This window comes from Agromyces sp. NSFZ, from assembly GCF_056156205.1.
Genome location: NZ_CM149585.1, coordinates 1,316,241 through 1,336,847 on the forward strand (window position 1 = coordinate 1,316,241; position 20,607 = coordinate 1,336,847).

Genomic DNA, 20,607 nt, shown 5'->3' on the forward strand with positions numbered 1-20,607 from the left:
TCCGCGGCCTGGACGCTATCCTCGAACGCATGTCCGACGCACCCCACCCGATCGACGACTTCTACGCCGTCATCCCGGCCGGCGGCGTCGGCTCCCGGCTCTGGCCGCTCTCCCGCGCCGACGCGCCGAAGTTCCTGCACGACCTCACCGGTTCGGGGCAGACCCTCCTCAAGGACACCTGGGATCGCCTCGCGCCCATCGCCGGCGAGCAGCGCATCATGGTGGTGACCGGGCGAGCCCACCGTGCCGCCGTCGAGGCGCAGCTGCCCGCCCTCGCCGACGCGAACGTCGTGCTCGAGTCCGAGCCGCGCGACTCCACCGCCGCCATCGGCCTCGCCGCCGCGATCCTCGAGCACCGCGAGCCCGGCGTCGTGATCGGCTCGTTCGCCGCCGACCACGTCATCTCGGGCGAGACGCTGTTCCGCTCCGCCGTGCGCGACGCGGTCGCGGCCGCGCGTGCCGGCTACATCGCGACGATCGGCATCACGCCGACCGAGCCCGCCGTGGGCTTCGGGTACATCGAGTGCGGCGGGCCCGTCGACGTGCCGGGCGCCAAGGTCGTCGAGCGGGTGGCGAACTTCGTCGAGAAGCCCGACCTCGACACGGCGAGGGGCTACCTCGAGGGCGGACGGCACCTCTGGAACGCCGGGATGTTCATCGCGAAGGCGTCGACCCTGCTCGACGAGCTCGCGCGCACGAAGCCGGAGCTGCACGCCGGCCTCGTCGAGCTCGCCGCGGCGTGGGACGACCCCGATCGGCGCGGCCCGGCGGTCGACCGCATCTGGCCGGGGCTCGAGAAGATCGCCATCGACTACTCGGTCGCCGAGCCGGCCGCCGCCGAGGGACGGCTCGCCGTCGTGCGCGGCCACTTCCAATGGGACGACGTGGGCGATTTCGCCTCCCTCGCGAAGCTCGCCACCGCCGGCCGCTCGGGGGAGCTCGCGATCCTCGGCGAGCATGCCCGTGTCCTGGCCGACACCTCGAGCGGCATCGTGGTGAGCCGGTCGAATCGGGTGATCAGCCTGATCGGCGTGCACGATATCGTCGTGGTGGACACGCCCGACGCGCTCCTCGTCACCACGAGCGAGCACGCCCAGCGGGTCAAGGCGGTCGTCGACGCACTCCGGCTCGGCGGATCGAGTGACGTGCTCTGAGCCGTGATCGGACCGGAGCATGCGAGAGAACGGGGCAAGCGGATGACGGTGCGTCGGTGGTTCGGGTACGGGGCGACGTTGGTCGCGGCATCCGTCGTCCTGGCCGGGTGCGCTCCCGCGCCCGAGTCGGGGGGCGACGACGCCGCGAGCGACTCGTGCGTGCGGATGGTGACGAACTCGGGCGGCCTCGAGGACCGCTCGTTCAACCAGGCGAGCTGGGAGGGCCTGCAGGACGCCGAGTCCGAGTACGGCATCGACGCCGAGGCGATCGTCTCCACGGGCGAGACCGACCTGGCGCCGAACGTGCAGCAGGCGGTCGACTCGGGCTGCGAGCTCATCGTGACGGTCGGCTGGGAGCTCGCCGATGCCACGCTCACCCAGGCCGGGGACAACCCCGACCTCGCGTTCGCGATCGTCGACGAGACGGTCGAGGCCGACAACGTGAAGCCCGTGGTGTTCGACACCGCGCAGGCGTCGTTCCTCGCGGGCTACCTCGCCGCCGGGGTCTCCAAGACCGGGGTCGTGGCGACCTACGGCGGCGGCAACCAGCCGCCCGTGACGCTCTTCATGGACGGCTTCGTCGACGGGGTCGCCGCGTACAACAGCGCCCACGGCACCGCGGTGCGGGTGCTCGGCTGGGACAAGGCCGCCCAGGACGGGGCGTTCACCGGCGACTTCGAGGACATCAACAAGGGCAAGGCGCTCACCGAGAGCCTCATCGACCAGGGCGCCGACGTGATCCTGCCCGTCGCCGGCCAGGTGGGCGAGGGCACGATCTCCGCCGCGCTCGAGCGCGGCGGGGTGTCGGTGATCTGGGTCGACAGCGACGGCTACGAGTCGCTCGCCGAGGAGTTCCGGCCGGTACTGCTCACGAGCGTGCTGAAGAACACGCAGGACGCGATGGTCGAGATCGTCGGCTCGGTGCTCGACGACACCTTCACGAACGAGCCGTACGTGGGCACGCTCGAGAACGGCGGCGTCGAGATCGCGCCGTACCACGACCTGGCGCCCCTCGTGAGTGCCGAGCTCGACGCCGAGATCCAGGACCTGCGCGAGCGGATCATCTCGGGCGAGCTCGTCGTGGAGTCGCCCTCCGCTCCCTGATCGGCCCGCTCCCAGAACCTGTCGAAGGGAGCCCGTCGAGAACGGCCATCGTCGACGAGCATCGGCGGTTCCTGCTGCTCATATGAGCAGAATGTCGCGTCTTCATAACCATTGGGCGTCCTGACCTCTGCGCCCCTGAGCGGGCGGCGCAACATTCGGTAACGTGACTGGACGAGTCCCACGGAGGTTGGGGCCGAGTCTTTGGAGGACACAGTGACGTTCATGACCCGGAAGGCCGCCTTCAGCGGTCTTGCCATCTTCGGCGCGGCCCTGCTGCTCGCCGGCTGCGCATCCGCCCCAGAGGAGTCCGACGGCGGCGACGGGGGCGAGGCCCTCGACTTCCTGCCCTGCATGGTGTCCGATGCGGGCGGCTTCGACGACAAGTCCTTCAACCAGCTGAGCTTCGAGGGCCTGCAGCGCGCGGCCGAGGAGCTCGGCGTCGAGACGGTCGAGGTCGAGTCGCAGTCCGAGACCGACTACGCGCCGAACCTGACGAGCCTCGTCGACCAGGGCTGCAACCTCATCGTCACCGTCGGCTTCGCGCTCTCGGCCGCCACGGTCGAGTCGGCCCTCGCGAACCCCGACATCGAGTACGTCATCATCGACGATGCTGCCGACAACGACTTCGACGGCGAGATCGACGCCCCGAACATCAAGCCGATCCTCTTCGACACCGCGCAGGCGGCGTTCCTCGCCGGCTACGCGGCGGCCGACTTCACGACGACCAACACGGTCGGCACGTTCGGCGGCATGAACTTCCCGACCGTCTCGATCTTCATGGACGGCTTCAAGCAGGGCGTCGACCACTACAACACCGAGAAGGGCAAGGGCGTCACGGTGCTCGGCTGGGACGGCACCGACGGTCTCTTCACCGGTGGCTTCGAGGCCAACGACACCGCTCGCCAGACGGCGCAGAGCCTGATCGACCAGAACGTCGACGTGCTCCTGCCCGTCGGCGGCCCGATCTACCAGTCGGCCGCCGCGGCCATCCGCGAGGCCGGTCGTGAGATCGCCATGATCGGCGTCGACGCCGACTTCACCGAGACCGACCCGTCGGTCGCCGACCTCATGCTCACCTCGATCCTCAAGGGCATCGACGTCGGCACCTACGAGGCCGTGGTCGCCGCGGGCGAGGGCGACTTCGACCCGACGCCGTTCATCGGCACCCTCGAGAACGAGGGCGTCGGCGTGGCTCCGTTCCACGACTTCGAGGCGAAGGTCTCCGACACGCTGCAGGGCGAGCTCGACGACCTCAAGGCCGCGATCATCGCGGGCGACATCGAGGTCAAGTCCTACCTCGCCGAGTAGTACACGGCACCCTGATCGGGGAGGTCGGCCCTGGCCGGCCTCCCCGATCCGCGTCCGGGTGCGGATCGGAGCGCACTCGCCAACATCTGAGCGCGCCCCATTCGGGCCCTTCAACATTCGCGCAGCATCTCCAACGGATGCAGCCTCGTCACTAGGATCGGGAACATGAAGCTCGAACTTCGCGGCATCACGAAGCGATTCGGCAGCCTGGTCGCCAACGACCACATCGACCTCACCGTGGAGGCCGGCGAGATCCACGCCCTCCTCGGCGAGAACGGCGCGGGCAAGTCGACCCTCATGAACGTGCTCTACGGCCTCTACCAGGCCGATGCGGGTCAGGTGCTCCTCGACGGCGAGGTGCAGCACTTCACGGGTCCGGGCGATGCCATGGCCGCGGGCATCGGCATGGTGCACCAGCACTTCATGCTGATCCCCGTCTTCACCGTCGCCGAGAACGTCATGCTCGGCAACGAGTCGACGAAGGCCGGTGGCGTGCTCGACCTCGCCGCAGCACGCGAGAAGGTCAACGAGATCTCCCGGCGATTCGGCTTCCACGTCGACCCCGACGCCATCGTCGAAGACCTGCCCGTCGGTGTCCAGCAGCGCGTCGAGATCATCAAGGCGCTCTCCCGCGACGCGCGCGTGCTCGTCTTCGACGAGCCCACCGCGGTGCTCACCCCGCAGGAGACCGACGAGCTGATGGGCATGATGCGCCAGCTCAAGCAGACCGGCACCTCGATCGTCTTCATCACGCACAAGCTCCGCGAGGTGCGCGAGGTCGCCGACCGCATCACGGTCATCCGCCTCGGCAAGGTCGTCGGCGAGGCCGCGCCCACGGCCTCCAACGCCGAGCTCGCGTCCATGATGGTCGGCCGCGCCGTCGAACTCACCGTGCACAAGGAGGAGCCGAAGCTCGGCGACGAGGCGCTCGTGGTCGAGCACCTCAGCGTCATCGACCACATCGGCCAGCTCGTCGTGAACGACGTGAGCTTCACGGTGCGTCGCGGAGAGATCCTCGCGGTCGCGGGCGTGCAGGGCAACGGCCAGACCGAACTCACCGAGGCGCTCCTCGGGCTCCAGCCCCGCGTCCAGGGCTCCATCACGCTCGACGGGCAGCAGCTCAGTGGAGCAGGCGTGCGCGACATCCTCGACGCGGGCGTCGGCTTCGTCCCAGAGGACCGCACCGAAGACGGGCTCGTCGGCGAGTTCACCATCGCCGAGAACCTCATGCTCGACCGCAGCTCCGGACCGCCCTTCGTGCGCGCCGGCAACCTGCAGCGGGGCGCCCTCGCCGAGTTCGCGCGCGAGAAGGTGAAGGAGTTCGACATCCGCACCCAGGGCATCGACGAGTGGGCGAATCGGCTCTCGGGCGGCAACCAGCAGAAGGTGGTGCTCGCGCGCGAGCTGAGCCGCGAGCTGCGGCTGCTCGTGGCCGCGCAGCCGACGCGTGGCGTCGACGTGGGCTCGATCGAGTTCATCCACAAGCGCATCGTCGAGGCGCGCGACTCCGGCGTGCCGGTGGTCGTGGTGTCCACCGAGCTCGACGAGGTGGCCGCGCTCGCCGATCGCATCATGGTGATGTACCGCGGCCGCATCGTCGGCATCGTGCCGGGCGACACGCCCCGCGACGTGCTCGGCCTGATGATGGCCGGAGAAACCCCCGCAGAAGGAGCCGCGGCATGAGCGACCCCAACGAGCCGCGCCGCGACGCGCCGCGCGCCGACGAACTCGACGCCGACGTCGCCATCCAGGAGCCGGCCGCTGCGTCCGACGACAAGGTCACCGCAGCCCGCGACGCCGAGGCGACGTCGTCGGGCCCTGGTCCGCGGGAGGCGGGCGGCGCCGACGTGCCGCCGCCGTCGAAGTGGCACACGACGCTCAATCAGATCGCCACGGGCAACGCCATCATCTCGGTGCTGGCGGTGGTCATCGCCCTCGTGGTCGGAGCGATCATGATCGCGTTCACCGACGAGCGCGTGCAGGAGACGAGCGCGTACTTCTTCGCCCGTCCGTGGGACACCATCGAGGCGATCTGGGATTCGGTGGCGGGCGCGTACTCGGCCCTGTTCCAGGGCGCGATCTACAACTTCCGCCGTGACACGTTCATCGCCGGCATCCGCCCCCTCACCGAGACGCTCACCTTCGCGACGCCGCTCATCGCGGGCGGCCTGGGTGTGGCGCTGGCGTTCCGCGTCGGCATGTTCAACATCGGTGGTCGCGGCCAGATGCTCATCGCGGCATCCGTCGCCGGCTGGATCGCGTTCGGGTTCGACCTGCCCCCGGGCATCCACATGCTCGTCGCCCTGCTCGGCGGCCTCGTCGGCGGCGCGATCTGGGGCGGCATCGCCGGTTTCCTGAAGGCGCGCACCGGCGCGCACGAGGTGATCGTGACGATCATGCTGAACTACGTCGCGTTCTACCTGGTGTCGTGGATGCTGCGCACGCCCGGCCTGCTGCAGGCCCCGGGCTCGTCCAACCCGAAGACACCGCCCATGAAGGAGACGGCGATCTTCCCCGACCTGCTCGGGCCGCAGTTCAACCTGCACTTCGGCTTCATCCTCGCCGTGCTCGCGACCGTCATCGTGTGGTGGATCCTCAACCGCTCCAACCTCGGCTTCCAGTTCCGCGCCGTCGGCATCAACCCCAACGCGGCGCGCGTGGCCGGCATCAACGTGAAGGGCATGTACGTCTACGCGATGCTCATCGCCGGCGCCCTGCTCGGCCTCGCGGGCGTCAGCCAGGTGCTCGGCACCGTCACCAGCGGGTTCACGGCCGGCATCGACGCCGGCATCGGCTTCGATGCGATCACCGTGGCACTGCTCGGGCGCTCGACGCCGTGGGGCACCTTCGCGGCCGGCATCCTGTTCGGCGCGTTCAAGGCCGGCGGCTTCTCGATGCAGGCGGCCGAGGGCGTGCCCATCGAGATCGTGCTCGTCGTGCAGTCGCTCATCGTGCTCTTCATCGCGGCCCCGCCGCTCGTGCGCACGATCTTCGGCCTGCCCGATCCCGAAGGCAAGAAGAAGCGAACCCGCAAGAACGCCACGAAGGAGGTGACGGCGAAGTGAGCACCACCGCCGACGACCGCAGCCTGGCGCCGCAGCCCCAGGCGCTCGACACCACCGTCGTGACGAGCTGGAAGGCGCCCATCGCGCTCGGCGTCTTCACCGTCCTCCTGCTCGCGCTCGCGGTGTTCGCACCGCGCCCCGGCGACACGACCTATCGGTTGTCGCTGCCGAACGACGTCATCCAGCTCCCCGAACTGGTGGTCCCCACCATGCCGGCGCTGTGGATCGTGGTGGTCCTGCTCGCCCTCGCGACGGCGTACTCGGCCTTCCTCGTCAACACGAAGCGCCGTGTGCCGCTGTGGCTCATCGTCGTGTTCGCGATCCTGTTCGTCTTCGGGTTCCTGACCTGGGCGGGTGCCGGGGCGTCGCTGCCCATGATCGGGCTCCTGTTCGGATCGCTGAGCCTCGCGGTACCGCTCATCTTCGGCTCCCTGGCGGGCGTCATCGGCGAACGGTCCGGCGTCGTCAACATCGCGATCGAGGGCCAGCTGCTCGCCGGCGCGTTCACCGCGGCGATCGTCGCCTCCGTGACGGGCCAGCCGCTGCTCGGCCTCGTGGCCGCCATGGTCGCGGGCATGCTCGTGGGCATGGTGCTCGCCGCGTTCGCGATCAAGTACTTCGTCGACCAGGTCATCGTCGGTGTCGTGCTCAACGTGCTCGTCGTGGGCCTCACGAGCTTCTTCTTCTCGCAGGTGCTCGCCCCGAACGCGGCCACGCTGAACACCCCGCCGCGGTTCGATCGCCTGCCGATCCCCATCCTCAGCGAGATCCCGATCATCGGACCGGTGCTCTTCCGCCAGACGCTCGTCGTGTACCTCATGTACATCGCGGTCGCACTCGTCTGGTTCGGGCTCTTCAAGACCCGTTGGGGACTCCGCGTGCGCGCCGTCGGCGAGCACCCCCAGGCCGCCGACACCGTCGGCATCAACGTCAACCGCACGAGGTTCTGGAACGTCGCCCTCGCGGGCGCCATCGCCGGCCTCGGCGGCACGTTCTTCACCATCGGGTCGGGCATCGCGTTCAACCGCGAGATGACCGCCGGCGCGGGCTTCATCGCGCTGGCCGCGGTGATCTTCGGCCAGTGGGATCCGATCAAGGCGACGCTCGCGGCGCTGCTGTTCGGGTTCGCCTCGAACCTGCAGAACACGCTGTCGGTCATCGGCTCGCCCGTGCCGAGCGAGTTCATGTTGATGCTGCCGTACGTCGTCACGATCTTCGCCGTCGCCGGATTCGTCGGGAAGTCCCGCGCGCCGGCCGCCGACGGGAAGCCGTACATCAAGTCCTGATCACGAAACCGACTCATCCTGAACGGGGGAGCACCATGACCGCAACGGATGCGATCGACTGGGAGATGCTGCGCGAGCGCGCGCGCGAGGCGATGGCCAAGGCCTACGTGCCGTACTCGGAGTTCCCGGTGGGCGTGGCCGCCATCGTCGACGACGGGCGTGTCGTGAGCGGATGCAACGTCGAGAACGCGTCGTACGGCGTCACCCTCTGCGCCGAGTGCTCGCTGGTCTCGGCCCTCATCATGTCGGGCGGCGGCAAGCTCGTCGCCTTCACCTGCGTCGACGGCCACGGCGCGACGCTCATGCCGTGCGGTCGCTGCCGGCAGTTGCTCTACGAGCACTCCGCCGATGGGATGCTCCTCGAGACCGTTTCGGGCGTGAAGACCATCGACGAGGTGCTGCCCGACGCCTTCGGTCCCCGGCAGCTCGCCGAATTCCACGGGGCTCGTTCGTGAGCGCGGTCGAGCGCTTCGACGCCGTCGACCTCATCCGCGCGAAGCGCGACGGGCACGAGCTCGACACCGCCGAGATCGACTGGCTGATCGATGCCTACACGCGCGGCTACGTCGCCGACGAGCAGATGTCGGCCATGACCATGGCGATCTTCCTCAACGGCATGAGCCGCCGCGAGATCCGCGACCTGACCATGGCGATGATCGCCTCGGGCGAGCGCATGGACTTCTCGGAGCTCGGCAAGCCCACGTGTGACAAGCACTCGACGGGCGGCGTGGGCGACAAGATCACGCTTCCGCTCATGCCGCTCGTGGCGACCTTCGGCGTCGCGGTGCCGCAGCTCTCGGGCCGGGGCCTCGGCCACACGGGTGGCACGCTCGACAAGCTCGAGTCCATTCCCGGGTGGCGGGCCGACCTCACCAACGAGGAGATGTTCGCCCAGCTGCGCGACGTCGGCGGCGTGATCTGCGCCGCGGGTTCCGGCCTCGCCCCGGCAGACAAGAAGCTGTACGCGCTCCGCGACATCACGGGCACCGTCGAGGCGATCCCGCTGATCGCCTCGTCGATCATGTCGAAGAAGATCGCCGAGGGCACCGGGGCGCTCGTCCTCGACGTCAAGTTCGGATCGGGCGCCTTCCTGCAGGACATCGAGCGATCGCGCGAGCTCGCCCGCACGATGGTCGAGCTCGGCGAGGACGCCGGCGTCGCGACCTCGGCGCTCCTCACCAACATGAACGTGCCCCTCGGCCGCACCATCGGCAACGCCAACGAGGTCCGCGAGTCGGTCGAGGTGCTCGCCGGCGGCGGGCCCGCCGACGTCCGCGAGCTCACGGTGGCGCTCGCCCGCGAGATGCTCGCCCTGGCCGGCGTGCACGACGCCGACGTGGAGGCGGCGCTCGACGACGGTCGCGCGATGGACACGTGGAACCGCGCGATCCGGGCGCAGGGCGGAGACCCCGACGCCGCGCTGCCGGTCGCACGCGAGCAGCACGTCGTGACCGCCGACCGCGACGGCGTGCTCGTCGCCCAGGAGGCCCTGCCGTTCGGCATCGCCGCGTGGCGCCTCGGTGCCGGTCGCGCCCGCAAGCAGGACCCGGTGCAGCACGCCGCCGGCATCGACCTGCACGCGAAGCCCGGCGACGCGGTGCGCAGGGGCGAACCGCTCTTCACCCTGCACGCCGACGAGCCCGAGCGATTCGCTCGCGCACTCGAGGCGCTCGAGGGCGCCTACCGCATCGGCGACGCCGGCGACCCGATCGACGGCGGCGGCCCGCTCATCGCCGACCGCATCGGCCGATGAGCGTGCCGCCCGCGCCCGCTCCGCGCCCGGCGGACGTAAGCGGCGTGGCTTCGAGAATGCCGAGACTTCGCGGCGAACCCGCCGCTATCGTTGAGTCGTGAACACGATTCCGACGGAGTATCGCCTCGAGGGCGACGGCACGAGCATCCAGGACCTGCCGAAGATCTCGTTGCACGACCACCTCGACGGCGGCCTCCGCCCGCAGACCCTCATCGAGCTCGCCGACGAACTCGGGCTCGAGGTGCCCGCGCCCGACGCCGAGGGTCTCGAGACGTGGTTCGCCGAGCAGTCCAACTCCGGCTCGCTCGTGGAGTACCTCAAGACGTTCGACCTCACGACGGCCGTCATGCAGACCCGCACGGGGCTGACGCGCGTGGCGCGCGAGTTCGTGCAGGACCTCGCCGCCGACGGAGTGATCTACGGAGAGATCCGGTGGGCGCCCGAGCAGCATCTCGCCCGCGGTCTCTCGCTCGACGACGTCGTCGAGGCGGTGCAGGCCGGCATCGAGCAGGGCGTCGAGGACGCACGGCACCAGGGCCGCGGCATCCGTGCGGGCCAGCTCGTCACCGCCATGCGGCACAACGACCGCGGACTCGAGATCGCCGAGCTCGCCGTGCGGCACCGCGAGCGCGGTGTCGTCGGATTCGACATCGCGGGCCCGGAGGCCGGGTTCCTGCCGAGCCGCCATCGCACCGCCTTCGACTTCCTCGCCGGCCAGTTCGTCCCCGTCACCGTGCACGCCGGTGAGGCCGACGGTCTCGACTCCATCCGCAGCGCCCTCTTCGACGGGCGGGCGCTCCGGCTCGGCCACGGCGTCCGCATCGCCGAGGACCTCGTCATCGAGCGGCAGGACGACGAGAACACCTACGTCTCGCTCGGTCCGGTCGCGCAGTGGGTGCGCGACCGCGAGATCGCCCTCGAGACCAGCCCGTCCTCGAACCTCCAGACGGGCGCGATCGCCGCCTGGGGCGACGAGCTGGTCGACCATCCGTTCGACCTGCTCTACCAGCTCGGCTTCCGCGTGACCGTGAACACCGACAACCGCCTGCAGAGCGGGACGTCGCTGACGCGCGAGCTGGCACTCCTGAGCGACGCGTTCGGGTACGATCTCGAGGACTTCGAGACGTTCCAGCTCAACGCCGCGGCCGCGGCCTTCCTTCCCCTCGACGACCGGGAGGAGCTCGCCGAGCTCATCCAGGACGGCTTCGACCGAGCCTGAACGACCTGCCGGGCACCCCCTCCCCGCCGCCCTGATCGGATCCGCATGACCCCCCTCCCGCCGCTTCCCGACAACGCCGTGGTGCTCGGCGCGCGTCCCGCCGACTGGCGCGCCGCCGTGCGCGAGGTCGGCCGGGCGCTCGTCCGCTCCGGCGCCACCCGAGCCGAGTACGCCGAGCGCATGATCGCCGTGATCGAGGAGTTCGGGGCCTACGTGGTGATCGCGCCCGGCCTCGCGCTCGCGCATGCGCGCCCCGGTCCCGACGTGCGGCACGAGGGACTCGCCATCGTCACGCTCGCGAAGCCCGTGGCGTTCGGACATCCGCACAACGACCCCGTCCGCGTGATCGTGGGGCTCGCGGTGTCCAGCGCGGAGGAGCATGTGGCCTCGGTCGCCCGTCTCGCGAACGCGTTCAACGACCAGCGCATCGTCGGGCGTATCGCACGTGCCACCACGCCCGGCGAGGTGCGCGAACTCCTCGGCCTCGACGACGGTGACGTGCGCCGCGCGGTCGACGCATGAGGATCGTCGCGGTCTGCGGTGCCGGCATCGGCACCTCGGCCATCCTGCAGGTCAACGCCGAGCGCGCGCTGTCGCGGCTCGGGCTCACGGCCGACGTGAGTGCGAGCGACCTCGAGCACGTCGCGGATGCCGCGGCCGACGCTCAGGTGATCCTCACGTCGACCGAGCTCGCCGCGGCGGTGCGCGCGGCCATCGGACGCAGCTTCGCCGAGGTCGTCGAGGTCGTGAACTACTTCGACGTCGACGAGATCGGCGCCAAGCTCGAGGCATCGCTCGGCTGAATCATCCGGGTCGATCACTCCCCGATGAGCTCCCGCATGCCGGCCTCGAGACGGGCGACCGCGGCGGATGCCGCGCCGCGGCGCTCCGCGACCGATCCCTCGGTTCCGACCGCGTCGAGGTAGACCTTGAGCTTCGGCTCGGTGCCGCTCGGTCGCACCATCACCCGGCCGCCGCCCTCGAGCACGAGGCGCAGCACGTCGGACGGCGGCAGCGCCCCGAAGCCCCCCGCGAGGTCCTCGATGCGCTCGACCCGGATGCCGTCGACGGCGGCCGGCGGCTCGGCCCGCAGGCGCGCCATGATCTCGCCGATGCGCGAGAGATCGGTCACGCGCAGCGAGATCTGCGCGGAGGCGTAGCATCCGAACCGCTCGATGAACTCGTCGAGATGGTCGGCGACCGTCTTGCCCTGAGCCTTGAGCTCGGCGGCGAGGGAGAGGAACGCGACGGCGGCCGAGATGCCGTCCTTGTCGCGCACGGTCTCGGGATTCACGAGGTAGCCGAGCGCCTCCTCGAAGCCGAACACGAGTGCCGGGGCCCGCGAGATCCACTTGAAGCCCGTGAGCGTGGCCCGGAAGTCGAGTCCGTGCGCCGCCGCCACGGCCTCGAGGCCGGGCGACGACACGATCGAGCAGGCGAGCGTTCCGTTCGGACCGCCTTCGCCGGCGGCCGTCGCAGCGGCGCGTCGTGCGGCCCGCCAGCCGAGGAGGAGCCCGACCTCGTTGCCCGTGAGGCGCCGGTATCCTGCAGCCGCCCCGGCCTCGGGGATCGCGATCGCGAGCCGGTCGGCGTCGGGATCGTTGGCGATGACGAGCTCCGCGCCGGCCTCGCGGGCGTGCGCGAAACTGAGGTCCATGGCGCCGGGCTCCTCGGGATTGGGGAACGCGACGGTCGGGAACGCGGGATCGGGGGCGATCTGCTCGTCGACGACGGCCGGGGCCTCGAACCCAGCGGTCTCGAGCACGCGCGCCGTCGTCTCCCAGCCGACGCCGTGCATGGCCGTGTAGACGACCCGTGGCTGGGCGGTCGGGGCATCCGCCACCTCGGCCGTCTGCCGGACGTACTCGTCGACCACTGCCTCGGGTGCGGTCTCGAACGCGCCGCGCGGAAGGTCGGGCACGGTCGTCGCCTCGGCCACCCGCAGGATGTGCGCGGCGATCTCGGCGTCGGCCGGGGCGACGATCTGCGATCCGTGGTCGGGGCCGCCGAGGTAGACCTTGTAGCCGTTGTCGTTCGGCGGGTTGTGGGACGCGGTGACCATGACTCCCGCCGAGGTGTCGAGGTGCCGCACCGCGAACGCGAGCACCGGCGTCGGCAGCATGCGCGGCAGGAGCACGGCACGCACGCCCGCGCCCGCCATGATCTCGGCCGAGTCGCGCGCGAAGACCGACGAGTTCTTGCGGCCGTCGTAGCCGATCACGACCGACGGGGTGGTGCCCGGTGCGGCGTGCTCGACCAGGTAGGCGGCGAGGCCCGCGGCGGCCTGGGCGACGAGCACCCGGTTCATCCGGTTCGGCCCCGCGGCGATCTCGCCGCGGAGGCCCGCGGTGCCGAACGCGAGCCGCGAGTCGAAGCGGTCGGCGAGGTCGTCGGATGCCAGTGGGTCGCCGGTGCGGGCGGCCTCCACGAGCGCCGCGAGCTCCGCCCGGGTCTCGGGGTCGGGGTCTTGCGCGATCCACGCCTCGGCGAGGGAGATGCGTTCGGTGGCGACGGGGTTCGGCTGCGACATCCGGTCTCCTCAGAGCTGGTCGACGATCTTCGCGAGCAGGGCCGAGATCACGGGCTCGGCCGCCCGGCCCGCCTCGAGCACCTCGCCGTGGCTGAGCGGGGTCTGCTGGATGCCGGCGGCGAGGTTCGTGACGAGCGACATGCCGAGCACCTCCATGCCCGCCTGGCGCGCCGCGATCGCCTCGAGCGCGGTGGACATGCCGACGATGTGGCCGCCGATGGTCTTCGCCATCTGCACCTCGGCGGGCGTCTCGTAGTGCGGCCCGCGGAACTGCACGTACACGCCCTCGTCGAGGGTGGGGTCGATCGAGCGAGCCAGGTCGCGCAGTCGAGATGAATACAGGTCGGTGAGGTCGACGAACGTGGCGCCCTCGAGCGGTGACGCGGCGGTGAGGTTGATGTGGTCGCTGATGAGAACGGGGGTGCCCGGTTTCCAGTGATCCTTGATGCCGCCGGCGCCGTTCGTGAGGATCATCGTCGTGGCTCCGGCGGCCGCGGCGGTGCGCACCGAGTGCACCACGCGCCGCACGCCGTGGCCCTCGTAGAAGTGGGTGCGGGCGCCGATGACGAGGGCGCGCTTGCCGCTCGGCAGGGCGATCGACCGGAGCGTGCCACCGTGTCCCTCGAGCGCGGGTGCCGAGAAGCCGGGCACCTCGGTCGCCGGGAACGTGTGCGTCGTCTCGCCGATGAGATCGGCCGCACGGCCCCAGCCGCTGCCGAGGGTGAGGGCCAGGTCGTGGCGAGCGACGCCGGTGATCTCGGCGATCTTCGCGGCGGCCTCGGCGGCGACGGCGAAGGGATCTGCGGTGGGGTCGTCGAGGGGGTTGGCGGAATGCATCCCACCACTCTAATGAGGGACGCGGATGCCGCGGCAGCCGCCGCTCGTGTGCGGGCGTCGGAGCCGCATGCGACAGAATGTGAGCATGGCCTACGAGTTCGAGCGCACGCAACGCATCGCCGTCCTCGGAGGTGGGCCGGGCGGCTACGAAGCGGCGCTCGCGGGCGCACAACTCGGCGCCGAGGTCACCCTCGTCGAGCGAGCGGGTGTCGGTGGTTCGGCCGTGCTCACCGACGTGGTGCCCTCGAAGTCGCTCATCGCCACCGCCGAGGCCTCCAACGCGGTGAAGGAGGCCGCCGACCTCGGCGTGCAGTTCTATGCGAAGGGCGCCCACGACAAGGCCGTGAAGCCCGACGTGGCGATCAACCTCGCCGCGGTCAACAAGCGGCTCCTCGGCCTCGCCGCCCAGCAGTCGGAGGACATGCGCTCGAACCTGCTCGACGCGGGCGTGCGACTCGTGCAGGGCGAGGGGCGGCTCGACGGTTCGAACGCCATCATCGTGTCGACCGCGAAGGGGGGCACCGACTTCGACCGCATCGAGGCCGACACGATCGTGCTCTCGGTCGGTGCGACGCCGCGAGTGCTGCCCACGGCGGTGCCCGACGGCGAGCGCATCCTCACGTGGAAGCAGGTCTACGACCTGCCCGAGATCCCCGAGCACCTCATCGTGGTCGGCTCGGGCGTCACGGGCGCGGAGTTCGCCTCCGCCTACCGGGCCCTCGGCGCGAAGGTCACGCTCATCTCGAGCCGCGACCAGGTGCTGCCGGGCGAAGACGCCGACGCGGCATCCGTCATCGAGAAGGTCTTCAAGCGCAACGGCATGAAGGTGCTCAACAAGTCGCGCGCGGCGTCGGTCGTGCGCGACGGCGACTCGGTCGTCGCGACGCTCTCCGACGGGCGCGAGGTGCGCGGCAGCCACTGCCTGATGGCGGTCGGTTCGGTGCCGAACACGCGCGACATCGGCTTGGAGGACGCCGGGGTGCAGCTCACCGAGAGCGGGCACATCCGGGTGAACCGCGTCGCACGCACGTCGATGCCGAACATCTACGCGGCGGGCGACTGCACGACCTACATCCCGCTCGCGTCGGTGGCGTCGATGCAGGGGCGCACCGCGGTGTTCCACGCGATGGGCGACCTCGTGAACCCGCCCGAAGAGCGCAACATCACCTCGAACATCTTCACGCAGCCCGAGATCGCGACCGTCGGCTGGACGCAGAAGGACATCGAGGAGGGCGTGGTGCCGGGCGTGATCTACAAGCTGCCGCTCGTCTCGAACCCGCGCGCGAAGATGATGGAGATCCGCGACGGCTTCGTGAAGCTGTTCGCATCGAACGGATCGGGCGCCATCATCGGCGGCGTCATCGTCGCGCCGAAGGCCTCGGAGCTCATCTTCCCGCTCGCGCTCGCGATCGAGCACCGGCTCACCGTCGACCAGTTCGCCGAGGCGTTCCCCGTCTACCCGTCGCTCACGGGCTCGCTGACGGATGCGGCGAGGGCGATGCACATCGTCCGCTGACGCTGCTCCTCGCGCGCTCCTGAATTCTGCACGAGCCGGCAGTGTCGACCGGATGCCCCCGCCGCAGGCAATCCTGAATTGCGGATGGCTGCCACCTGACGTGGCAAGCCCGGCTGCCGTTCGACTCGGTGGCAGGCTCGGATGTCTCAGCGCGACGAAGTCGTACGGCATCTGGGACGGGGTCGACGTGACGAGCGTGCATGTCTCGTTGTCACGCAACGCGTCGCGCCTGCGGACGAATCGGCCCCCGGAGGGCCGTCTCACCGTTCAGCGGGGGAGTCGCGCGTTCCGGCGGGGCCACGGCCGGAGCTGCGGAACGCGGTTCGCGCACGCTCGCACGCCGCCTGAGGACGCACGTCCCTCGCGTCGACGCCATCAGCCATGCGACGCGACGAGCAGAATTCAGGAAGTCGGCACACCGCCGAGCCATCCTCACCCGCGGCCGCTCGAGCAGAATTCAGGAGCACGGGTCTGCGGATGCCCCGTCAGCGCACATTTTCAACGACGTGCGCAGCTCACTCGCCCGCGCACCTGAATTCTGCGTGGGGGATCCCACAGGGAACAGGCGGCCCTGCAGCCCGCCTTCCTGAATTCTGGATGGGGGGGCTGGATGGGGGAGGAGGTGGGAGCGGCGATTGACGGCGCGGACGTGTGGCGAGTAGGTTCCGGGAATCAGGCGACCGCGCGGGGGAGCGCGGCGGCCTGGCGCCGGAGGGGGGTCGTCATGGACTGGCGCGTGAAGTCGGTGGAGGCGTCGATCGCCGACTCGTCCGATCGGGAGCGGAGCCTGCGGCGCTCGCTCGGCACGTGGGATCTCGCCCTCATGGGCATCGCCGTCGCCATCGGCGCCGGCATCTTCTCGGTCGGCGCCAACGCGGCCGCGAACTTCGCCGGGCCGAGCGTCATCCTCTCGTTCGTGCTCGCGGGGATCACGTGCGGCCTCGCGATCATGTGCTATGCCGAGTTCGCCTCGACCGTTCCCGTCGCGGGGAGCGCATACACCTTCACCTACGCCACCATGGGCGAGCTCCTCGCCTGGATCATCGGGTGGGACCTCATCCTCGAGATGTTCACCGCGTCGGCGGTGATCGCGAAGTACTGGGGCGTCTACCTCGGCGAGGCGCTGCTGGCGGTCGGCCTGCCGTTCCCCGCGACCATCACCCTCGGCGGGGTCGAGGTGAGCTGGCCGGCGTTCCTCGTCGTCGCGATCTTCACCGCGCTGCTCGTGGCGGGCACGAAGCTGACCTCCCGGGTCGGTGCCGTGTTCACGCTGATCAAGGTCGGCATCGTGCTGTTCGTCATCGTCGTCGGGTTCTTCTTCGTCAGCGCCGCCAACTTCGTCCCGTTCATCCCGCCGGCGGAGCCCGGCGACGGCGGCTCGCAGGATGCCTGGACGCAGTCGTTGTTCTCGTGGGCCACGGGTGCCGCGCCCGCGCAGTACGGCGTCTTCGGGATGCTCGCCGCCGCCGCGCTCGTGTTCTTCGCCTTCATCGGGTTCGACGTGGTCGCGACGAGCGCCGAGGAGGTGCGGGACCCGCAGAGGCGGCTGCCGCGCGGCATCTTCCTCGGCCTCGGCATCGTCACCGCGCTGTACGTGCTGGTGTCGATCGTGATGACGGGGATGGTGTCGTATCGCGAGCTCGCCGAGGAGGAGGCGCCGTCGCTCGCGACCGCGTTCCGGCTGGTCGGGCAGGATTGGGCCGCGGCCGTGATCTCGGTCGGCGCGCTCGCGGGACTGACCACGGTCATCATGGTGCTCCTGCTCGGCCAGGCGCGCATCGTCTTCGCCCTGAGCCGCGACGGCCTCCTGCCGCGGTGGCTCTCGAAGACGACCGAGCACACCAAGACGCCGGCCCGCATCCAGATCATCGGCGGACTCCTCGTGGCCGTCGTCGCGGCGTTCACCGACGTGGGGCTGCTCGAGGAGATGATCAACATCGGCACGCTCTCGGCGTTCGTGCTCGTGAGCATCGGCATCGTCGTGCTCCGACGCACGCGTCCCGACCTCCCGCGCGGGTTCCGCGTGCCGTGGTCGCCGGTGCTGCCGATCCTGTCCGCGGCGCTGTGCCTCTGGCTGATGCTGAACCTCACGACGCTCACCTGGGTGCGCTTCCTCGTGTGGCTCGCGATCGGCCTCGTGATCTACCTGCTCTACGGACGACGTCGCTCGCGGCTCGCCGGCGAGCCGGTCAGCGAGGTGGAGCTGCCGACCCCGCAGGGTGCTCCGCCGCTCGACTGAAGCCCCGCCGCAGGCGCGGGCCCGGCGGCCGGAGCCGCCACCGACCCGCCGACCGCCGGTGTCAGGCCGCCGGCGCGTCGGTGATGGCGAGCAGCAGGTGCCCGCTCGAGACCGTGGCGCCGGCCTCGGCGTTCACGAGCCCGACGACGCCGTCCTTGTGGGCGAGGATCGGCTGCTCCATCTTCATGGCCTCGAGCACGAGCACGAGGTCGCCCTTGACGACCTTGTCGCCCTCGGCCACCGCGACCTTCACGACGGTCGCCTGCATGGGCGCCTTGACGGCGTCGCCGGTCGCGGTGTCGACGGCGTGGTGGGCCGCACGGCGGCGCGGCGCGGGGCCCGCGGTGCGATCGGCGGATGCCCCGCCCACGAGCCGCTTCGGCAGCGTCACCTCGATGCGGCGGCCGCCGACCTCGACGACGACGCCCGTGCGGGCGGCGGGACCGCTCGTCTCGGCGATCTCGCCCGACCACGGCTCGAGGCCGTTGTCGTACTCGGTCTCGATCCAGCGCGTGTAGACCGAGAAGGGCTCGTCGCCCTCTGGTGCGAACGCGGCGTGCCGCACGATGTCGCGGTGGAACGGCAGCACGGTCGGCAGCCCGGCGATCTCGAACTCGTCGAGGGCCCGGCGGGCGCGCTCGAGGGCGTCCTTGCGGGTCGCGCCGGTCACGATGAGCTTCGCGAGCAGCGAGTCGAACGCACCCGAGATCTCGTCGCCAGTGGTCACGCCCGAGTCGATGCGGATGCCGGGCCCGCCGGGGAAGCGCAGCTGGTGCACGGGGCCCGGGGCCGGAAGGAAGCCCCGCCCCGGGTCTTCACCGTTGATGCGGAACTCGATCGAGTGGCCGTTGGTCACGGGGTCGGGGTAGTCGAGCACGCCGCCCTCGGCGAGGCGGAACTGTTCGCGCACGAGATCGAGGCCCGTGACCTCCTCGGAGACGGGGTGCTCGACCTGGAGGCGCGTGTTCACCTCGAGGAACGAGACCGTGCCGTCCTGGCCGATGAGGAACTCGCACGTGCCGGCGCCGACATAGCCGACCTCGCGCAGGATCGCCTTGGATGCGTCGTAGAGCAGGCGGTTCTGCTCCTCGGTGAGGAACGGAGCGGGCGCTTCCTCGACGAGCTTCTGGTGACGGCGCTGCAGCGAGCAGTCGCGCGTCGAGACCACGACGACGTTGCCGTGCTCGTCGGCGAGGCACTGGGTCTCGACGTGTCGCGGCTTGTCGAGGTACTTCTCGACGAAGCACTCGCCGCGGCCGAAGGCGGCGACGGCCTCGCGGGTGGCCGAGTCGAAGAGCTCGGGCACCTCCTCGCGGGTGCGGGCGACCTTGAGGCCGCGCCCGCCGCCGCCGAAGGCGGCCTTGATCGCCACGGGGAGCCCGTGCACGTCGACGAAGTCGAGCACCTCGGAGGCATCCGCCACCGGGTTGAGCGTGCCTGGGGCGAGCGGCGCACCGACCTTCTCGGCGACGTGTCGCGCGGAGACCTTGTCGCCGAGGCGCTCGATGGCCTCGGGCGACGGGCCGATCCAGATGAGGCCCGCCCCGATCACGGCGCGGGCGAAGTCGGGGTTCTCGGCGAGGAAGCCGTAGCCGGGATGCACCGCGTCGGCGCCCGAGCGACGGGCCACCGAGAGGAGCTTGTCGACCACGAGGTAGGTCTCGGCGCTCGTCGAGCCGTCGAGCGCGTACGCCTCGTCGGCGAGCTTGGCGTGCCGGGCGTCGCGATCCTGGTCGGCGTACACCGCGACCGAGCCGATGCCGGCGTCGCGAGCAGCGCGGATGACGCGTACGGCGATCTCTCCACGGTTGGCGATGAGGACCTTCGTGATGCGCGGCATATGCTCAACCCTATTGCTCGGCCCCAGCGCCCCTTTGGGATCCATCCACAAAAAAGCGCCGCGACCCTTGCGGTCGTCGACAATGGCGCGCGGTTGCGCAGGCGCGCTCAGTGACGGTTCCACAGCGTCGGCCACTCGACGCCGAGTTCCCGCACGAGGTCCCGGAGGGTCGAGAGCGAGAGTCCGACCACGGTCGAGGGGTCGCCCTCGACGCGGCGGATGAACGGGCCGCCCAGGCTGTCGATCGTGAACGCGCCGGCGACGAGCAGGGGCTCCTCGGTCGCGATGTAGGCGTCGATCTCGGCCTCGTCGAGCGCCGCGAAGCGCACGGTCGCGACATCCGGGCGGCCCACCGCGCCTCGTGCCGTGCCGCCCCTGTGGTCGATGAGCCAGTGGCCGGACCAGAGGTCGCCGTGGCCGCCGTTCTGCTCGAGCCAGCGCGCCTTCGCGACCTCGGGCCGGTAGGGCTTGCCGTGCAGCTCGCCGCCCGTGAGGAACGCGGAGTCGCCGCCGAGGATGAGCCCGTCGATCGGCTCGCCGTCGACGGTCGCGCCGACGACCGCCTCGGCCTTCGCCCGAGCGAGCAGTTGCACGAGCTCGGCGGGCTCGAGCGGGCCGGATGCCGCTTCCCGCTCGGCGACGAGCGCCTCCTCGTCGACCCCCGGGGCGATCGCGACGGGCTCGATGCCCGCGGCCCGGAGCGTCTGCAGACGTGCGGGCGAGGTCGAGGCGAGGTAGAGGCGCATCCCCCCATCC

Annotated in this window: 17 protein-coding genes; 13 read left to right on the forward strand and 4 right to left on the reverse strand. The window is 70.6% G+C overall.

Annotation, left to right across the window (positions count from 1 at the left end; translation table 11 throughout):
• Window positions 1-29 precede the first annotated feature (29 nt).
• The 11 genes from ACVFI9_RS06225 to ACVFI9_RS06275 all read left to right on the forward strand — a co-directional run bounded on the left by ACVFI9_RS06225 (window position 30) and on the right by ACVFI9_RS06275 (window position 11,692).
• The gene (locus ACVFI9_RS06225; protein ID WP_474765178.1) at window positions 30-1,154 is read left to right on the forward strand and encodes a mannose-1-phosphate guanylyltransferase; all 1,125 of its coding nucleotides are present in this window, start codon (window positions 30-32) and stop codon (window positions 1,152-1,154) included.
• Between the two features lie 42 nt (window positions 1,155-1,196).
• Window positions 1,197-2,258 (forward strand): BMP family lipoprotein, encoded by a 1,062-nt coding sequence (locus ACVFI9_RS06230; protein WP_474765179.1) that lies wholly within the window; start codon window positions 1,197-1,199, stop codon window positions 2,256-2,258.
• A 222-nt stretch (window positions 2,259-2,480) separates the two neighbouring features.
• Complete coding sequence (locus tag ACVFI9_RS06235) at window positions 2,481-3,566, forward strand: BMP family lipoprotein (RefSeq protein WP_474765180.1); 1,086 nt, start codon at window positions 2,481-2,483, stop codon at window positions 3,564-3,566.
• 165 nt (window positions 3,567-3,731) lie between these two features.
• Window positions 3,732-5,249, forward strand: a complete 1,518-nt coding sequence (locus tag ACVFI9_RS06240) for an ABC transporter ATP-binding protein (protein WP_474765181.1) — start codon at window positions 3,732-3,734, stop codon at window positions 5,247-5,249.
• Complete coding sequence (locus ACVFI9_RS06245) at window positions 5,246-6,631, forward strand: ABC transporter permease (RefSeq protein ID WP_474765182.1); 1,386 nt, start codon at window positions 5,246-5,248, stop codon at window positions 6,629-6,631. The genes ACVFI9_RS06240 and ACVFI9_RS06245 overlap by 4 nt, the downstream gene beginning before the upstream one ends.
• Window positions 6,628-7,917: an ABC transporter permease gene (locus ACVFI9_RS06250; RefSeq protein WP_474765183.1), complete on the forward strand. Its 1,290-nt coding sequence runs from the start codon at window positions 6,628-6,630 to the stop codon at window positions 7,915-7,917. The genes ACVFI9_RS06245 and ACVFI9_RS06250 overlap by 4 nt, the downstream gene beginning before the upstream one ends.
• A 35-nt stretch (window positions 7,918-7,952) precedes the next feature.
• On the forward strand, window positions 7,953-8,372 hold the full coding sequence (locus tag ACVFI9_RS06255) for a cytidine deaminase (protein WP_474765184.1): 420 nt from the start codon (window positions 7,953-7,955) through the stop codon (window positions 8,370-8,372).
• On the forward strand, window positions 8,369-9,670 hold the full coding sequence (locus ACVFI9_RS06260; protein WP_474765185.1) for a thymidine phosphorylase: 1,302 nt from the start codon (window positions 8,369-8,371) through the stop codon (window positions 9,668-9,670). The genes ACVFI9_RS06255 and ACVFI9_RS06260 overlap by 4 nt, the downstream gene beginning before the upstream one ends.
• Before the next feature lie 97 nt (window positions 9,671-9,767).
• A complete protein-coding gene (locus tag ACVFI9_RS06265; RefSeq protein WP_474765186.1) occupies window positions 9,768-10,889 on the forward strand; it encodes an adenosine deaminase in 1,122 nt (373 codons plus the stop codon).
• 45 nt (window positions 10,890-10,934) lie between these two features.
• The gene (locus ACVFI9_RS06270; RefSeq protein ID WP_474765187.1) at window positions 10,935-11,411 is read left to right on the forward strand and encodes a PTS sugar transporter subunit IIA; all 477 of its coding nucleotides are present in this window, start codon (window positions 10,935-10,937) and stop codon (window positions 11,409-11,411) included.
• Window positions 11,408-11,692, forward strand: coding sequence for a PTS sugar transporter subunit IIB (locus ACVFI9_RS06275; protein WP_474765188.1), 285 nt, complete (start codon window positions 11,408-11,410; stop codon window positions 11,690-11,692). The genes ACVFI9_RS06270 and ACVFI9_RS06275 overlap by 4 nt, the downstream gene beginning before the upstream one ends.
• A gap of 14 nt (window positions 11,693-11,706) precedes the next feature.
• Here ACVFI9_RS06275 and ACVFI9_RS06280 read toward each other — a convergent pair whose 3' ends face one another.
• Complete coding sequence (locus ACVFI9_RS06280) at window positions 11,707-13,419, reverse strand: phospho-sugar mutase (RefSeq protein WP_474765189.1); 1,713 nt, start codon at window positions 13,417-13,419, stop codon at window positions 11,707-11,709.
• A gap of 9 nt (window positions 13,420-13,428) precedes the next feature.
• The gene (locus ACVFI9_RS06285; RefSeq protein ID WP_474765190.1) at window positions 13,429-14,256 is read right to left on the reverse strand and encodes a purine-nucleoside phosphorylase; all 828 of its coding nucleotides are present in this window, start codon (window positions 14,254-14,256) and stop codon (window positions 13,429-13,431) included.
• Window positions 14,257-14,341: 85 nt separating this feature from the next.
• Here ACVFI9_RS06285 and ACVFI9_RS06290 point away from each other — a divergent pair, with 85 nt between their 5' ends.
• Together ACVFI9_RS06290 and ACVFI9_RS06295 are read left to right on the forward strand one after the other, a co-directional pair.
• The gene (locus ACVFI9_RS06290) at window positions 14,342-15,772 is read left to right on the forward strand and encodes an NAD(P)H-quinone dehydrogenase (protein WP_474765191.1); all 1,431 of its coding nucleotides are present in this window, start codon (window positions 14,342-14,344) and stop codon (window positions 15,770-15,772) included.
• A gap of 724 nt (window positions 15,773-16,496) precedes the next feature.
• Complete coding sequence (locus ACVFI9_RS06295; protein ID WP_474765192.1) at window positions 16,497-18,011, forward strand: APC family permease; 1,515 nt, start codon at window positions 16,497-16,499, stop codon at window positions 18,009-18,011.
• A gap of 61 nt (window positions 18,012-18,072) precedes the next feature.
• Here ACVFI9_RS06295 and ACVFI9_RS06300 read toward each other — a convergent pair whose 3' ends face one another.
• Together ACVFI9_RS06300 and ACVFI9_RS06305 are read right to left on the reverse strand one after the other, a co-directional pair.
• Window positions 18,073-19,851, reverse strand: coding sequence for an acetyl/propionyl/methylcrotonyl-CoA carboxylase subunit alpha (locus ACVFI9_RS06300; protein WP_474765193.1), 1,779 nt, complete (start codon window positions 19,849-19,851; stop codon window positions 18,073-18,075).
• 107 nt (window positions 19,852-19,958) lie between these two features.
• Window positions 19,959-20,597 (reverse strand): Maf family protein, encoded by a 639-nt coding sequence (locus tag ACVFI9_RS06305; protein WP_474765194.1) that lies wholly within the window; start codon window positions 20,595-20,597, stop codon window positions 19,959-19,961.
• Between the last annotated feature and the right edge of the window lie 10 nt (window positions 20,598-20,607).

What these genes read in the sequence shown, in the direction of transcription:
- ACVFI9_RS06225 (WP_474765178.1), top strand. Translation starts at nt 30, where the DNA reads ATGTCCGACGCACCCCACCCGATCGACGACTTCTACGCCGTCATCCCG.
- ACVFI9_RS06230 (WP_474765179.1), top strand. Translation starts at nt 1,197, where the DNA reads ATGACGGTGCGTCGGTGGTTCGGGTACGGGGCGACGTTGGTCGCGGCA.
- ACVFI9_RS06235 (WP_474765180.1), top strand. Translation starts at nt 2,481, where the DNA reads ATGACCCGGAAGGCCGCCTTCAGCGGTCTTGCCATCTTCGGCGCGGCC.
- ACVFI9_RS06240 (WP_474765181.1), top strand. Translation starts at nt 3,732, where the DNA reads ATGAAGCTCGAACTTCGCGGCATCACGAAGCGATTCGGCAGCCTGGTC.
- ACVFI9_RS06245 (WP_474765182.1), top strand. Translation starts at nt 5,246, where the DNA reads ATGAGCGACCCCAACGAGCCGCGCCGCGACGCGCCGCGCGCCGACGAA.
- ACVFI9_RS06255 (WP_474765184.1), top strand. Translation starts at nt 7,953, where the DNA reads ATGACCGCAACGGATGCGATCGACTGGGAGATGCTGCGCGAGCGCGCG.
- ACVFI9_RS06270 (WP_474765187.1), top strand. Translation starts at nt 10,935, where the DNA reads ATGACCCCCCTCCCGCCGCTTCCCGACAACGCCGTGGTGCTCGGCGCG.
- ACVFI9_RS06275 (WP_474765188.1), top strand. Translation starts at nt 11,408, where the DNA reads ATGAGGATCGTCGCGGTCTGCGGTGCCGGCATCGGCACCTCGGCCATC.
- ACVFI9_RS06280 (WP_474765189.1), bottom strand. Translation starts at nt 13,419, where the DNA reads ATGTCGCAGCCGAACCCCGTCGCCACCGAACGCATCTCCCTCGCCGAG.
- ACVFI9_RS06285 (WP_474765190.1), bottom strand. Translation starts at nt 14,256, where the DNA reads ATGCATTCCGCCAACCCCCTCGACGACCCCACCGCAGATCCCTTCGCC.
- ACVFI9_RS06290 (WP_474765191.1), top strand. Translation starts at nt 14,342, where the DNA reads ATGGCCTACGAGTTCGAGCGCACGCAACGCATCGCCGTCCTCGGAGGT.
- ACVFI9_RS06295 (WP_474765192.1), top strand. Translation starts at nt 16,497, where the DNA reads ATGGACTGGCGCGTGAAGTCGGTGGAGGCGTCGATCGCCGACTCGTCC.
- ACVFI9_RS06300 (WP_474765193.1), bottom strand. Translation starts at nt 19,851, where the DNA reads ATGCCGCGCATCACGAAGGTCCTCATCGCCAACCGTGGAGAGATCGCC.
- ACVFI9_RS06305 (WP_474765194.1), bottom strand. Translation starts at nt 20,597, where the DNA reads ATGCGCCTCTACCTCGCCTCGACCTCGCCCGCACGTCTGCAGACGCTC.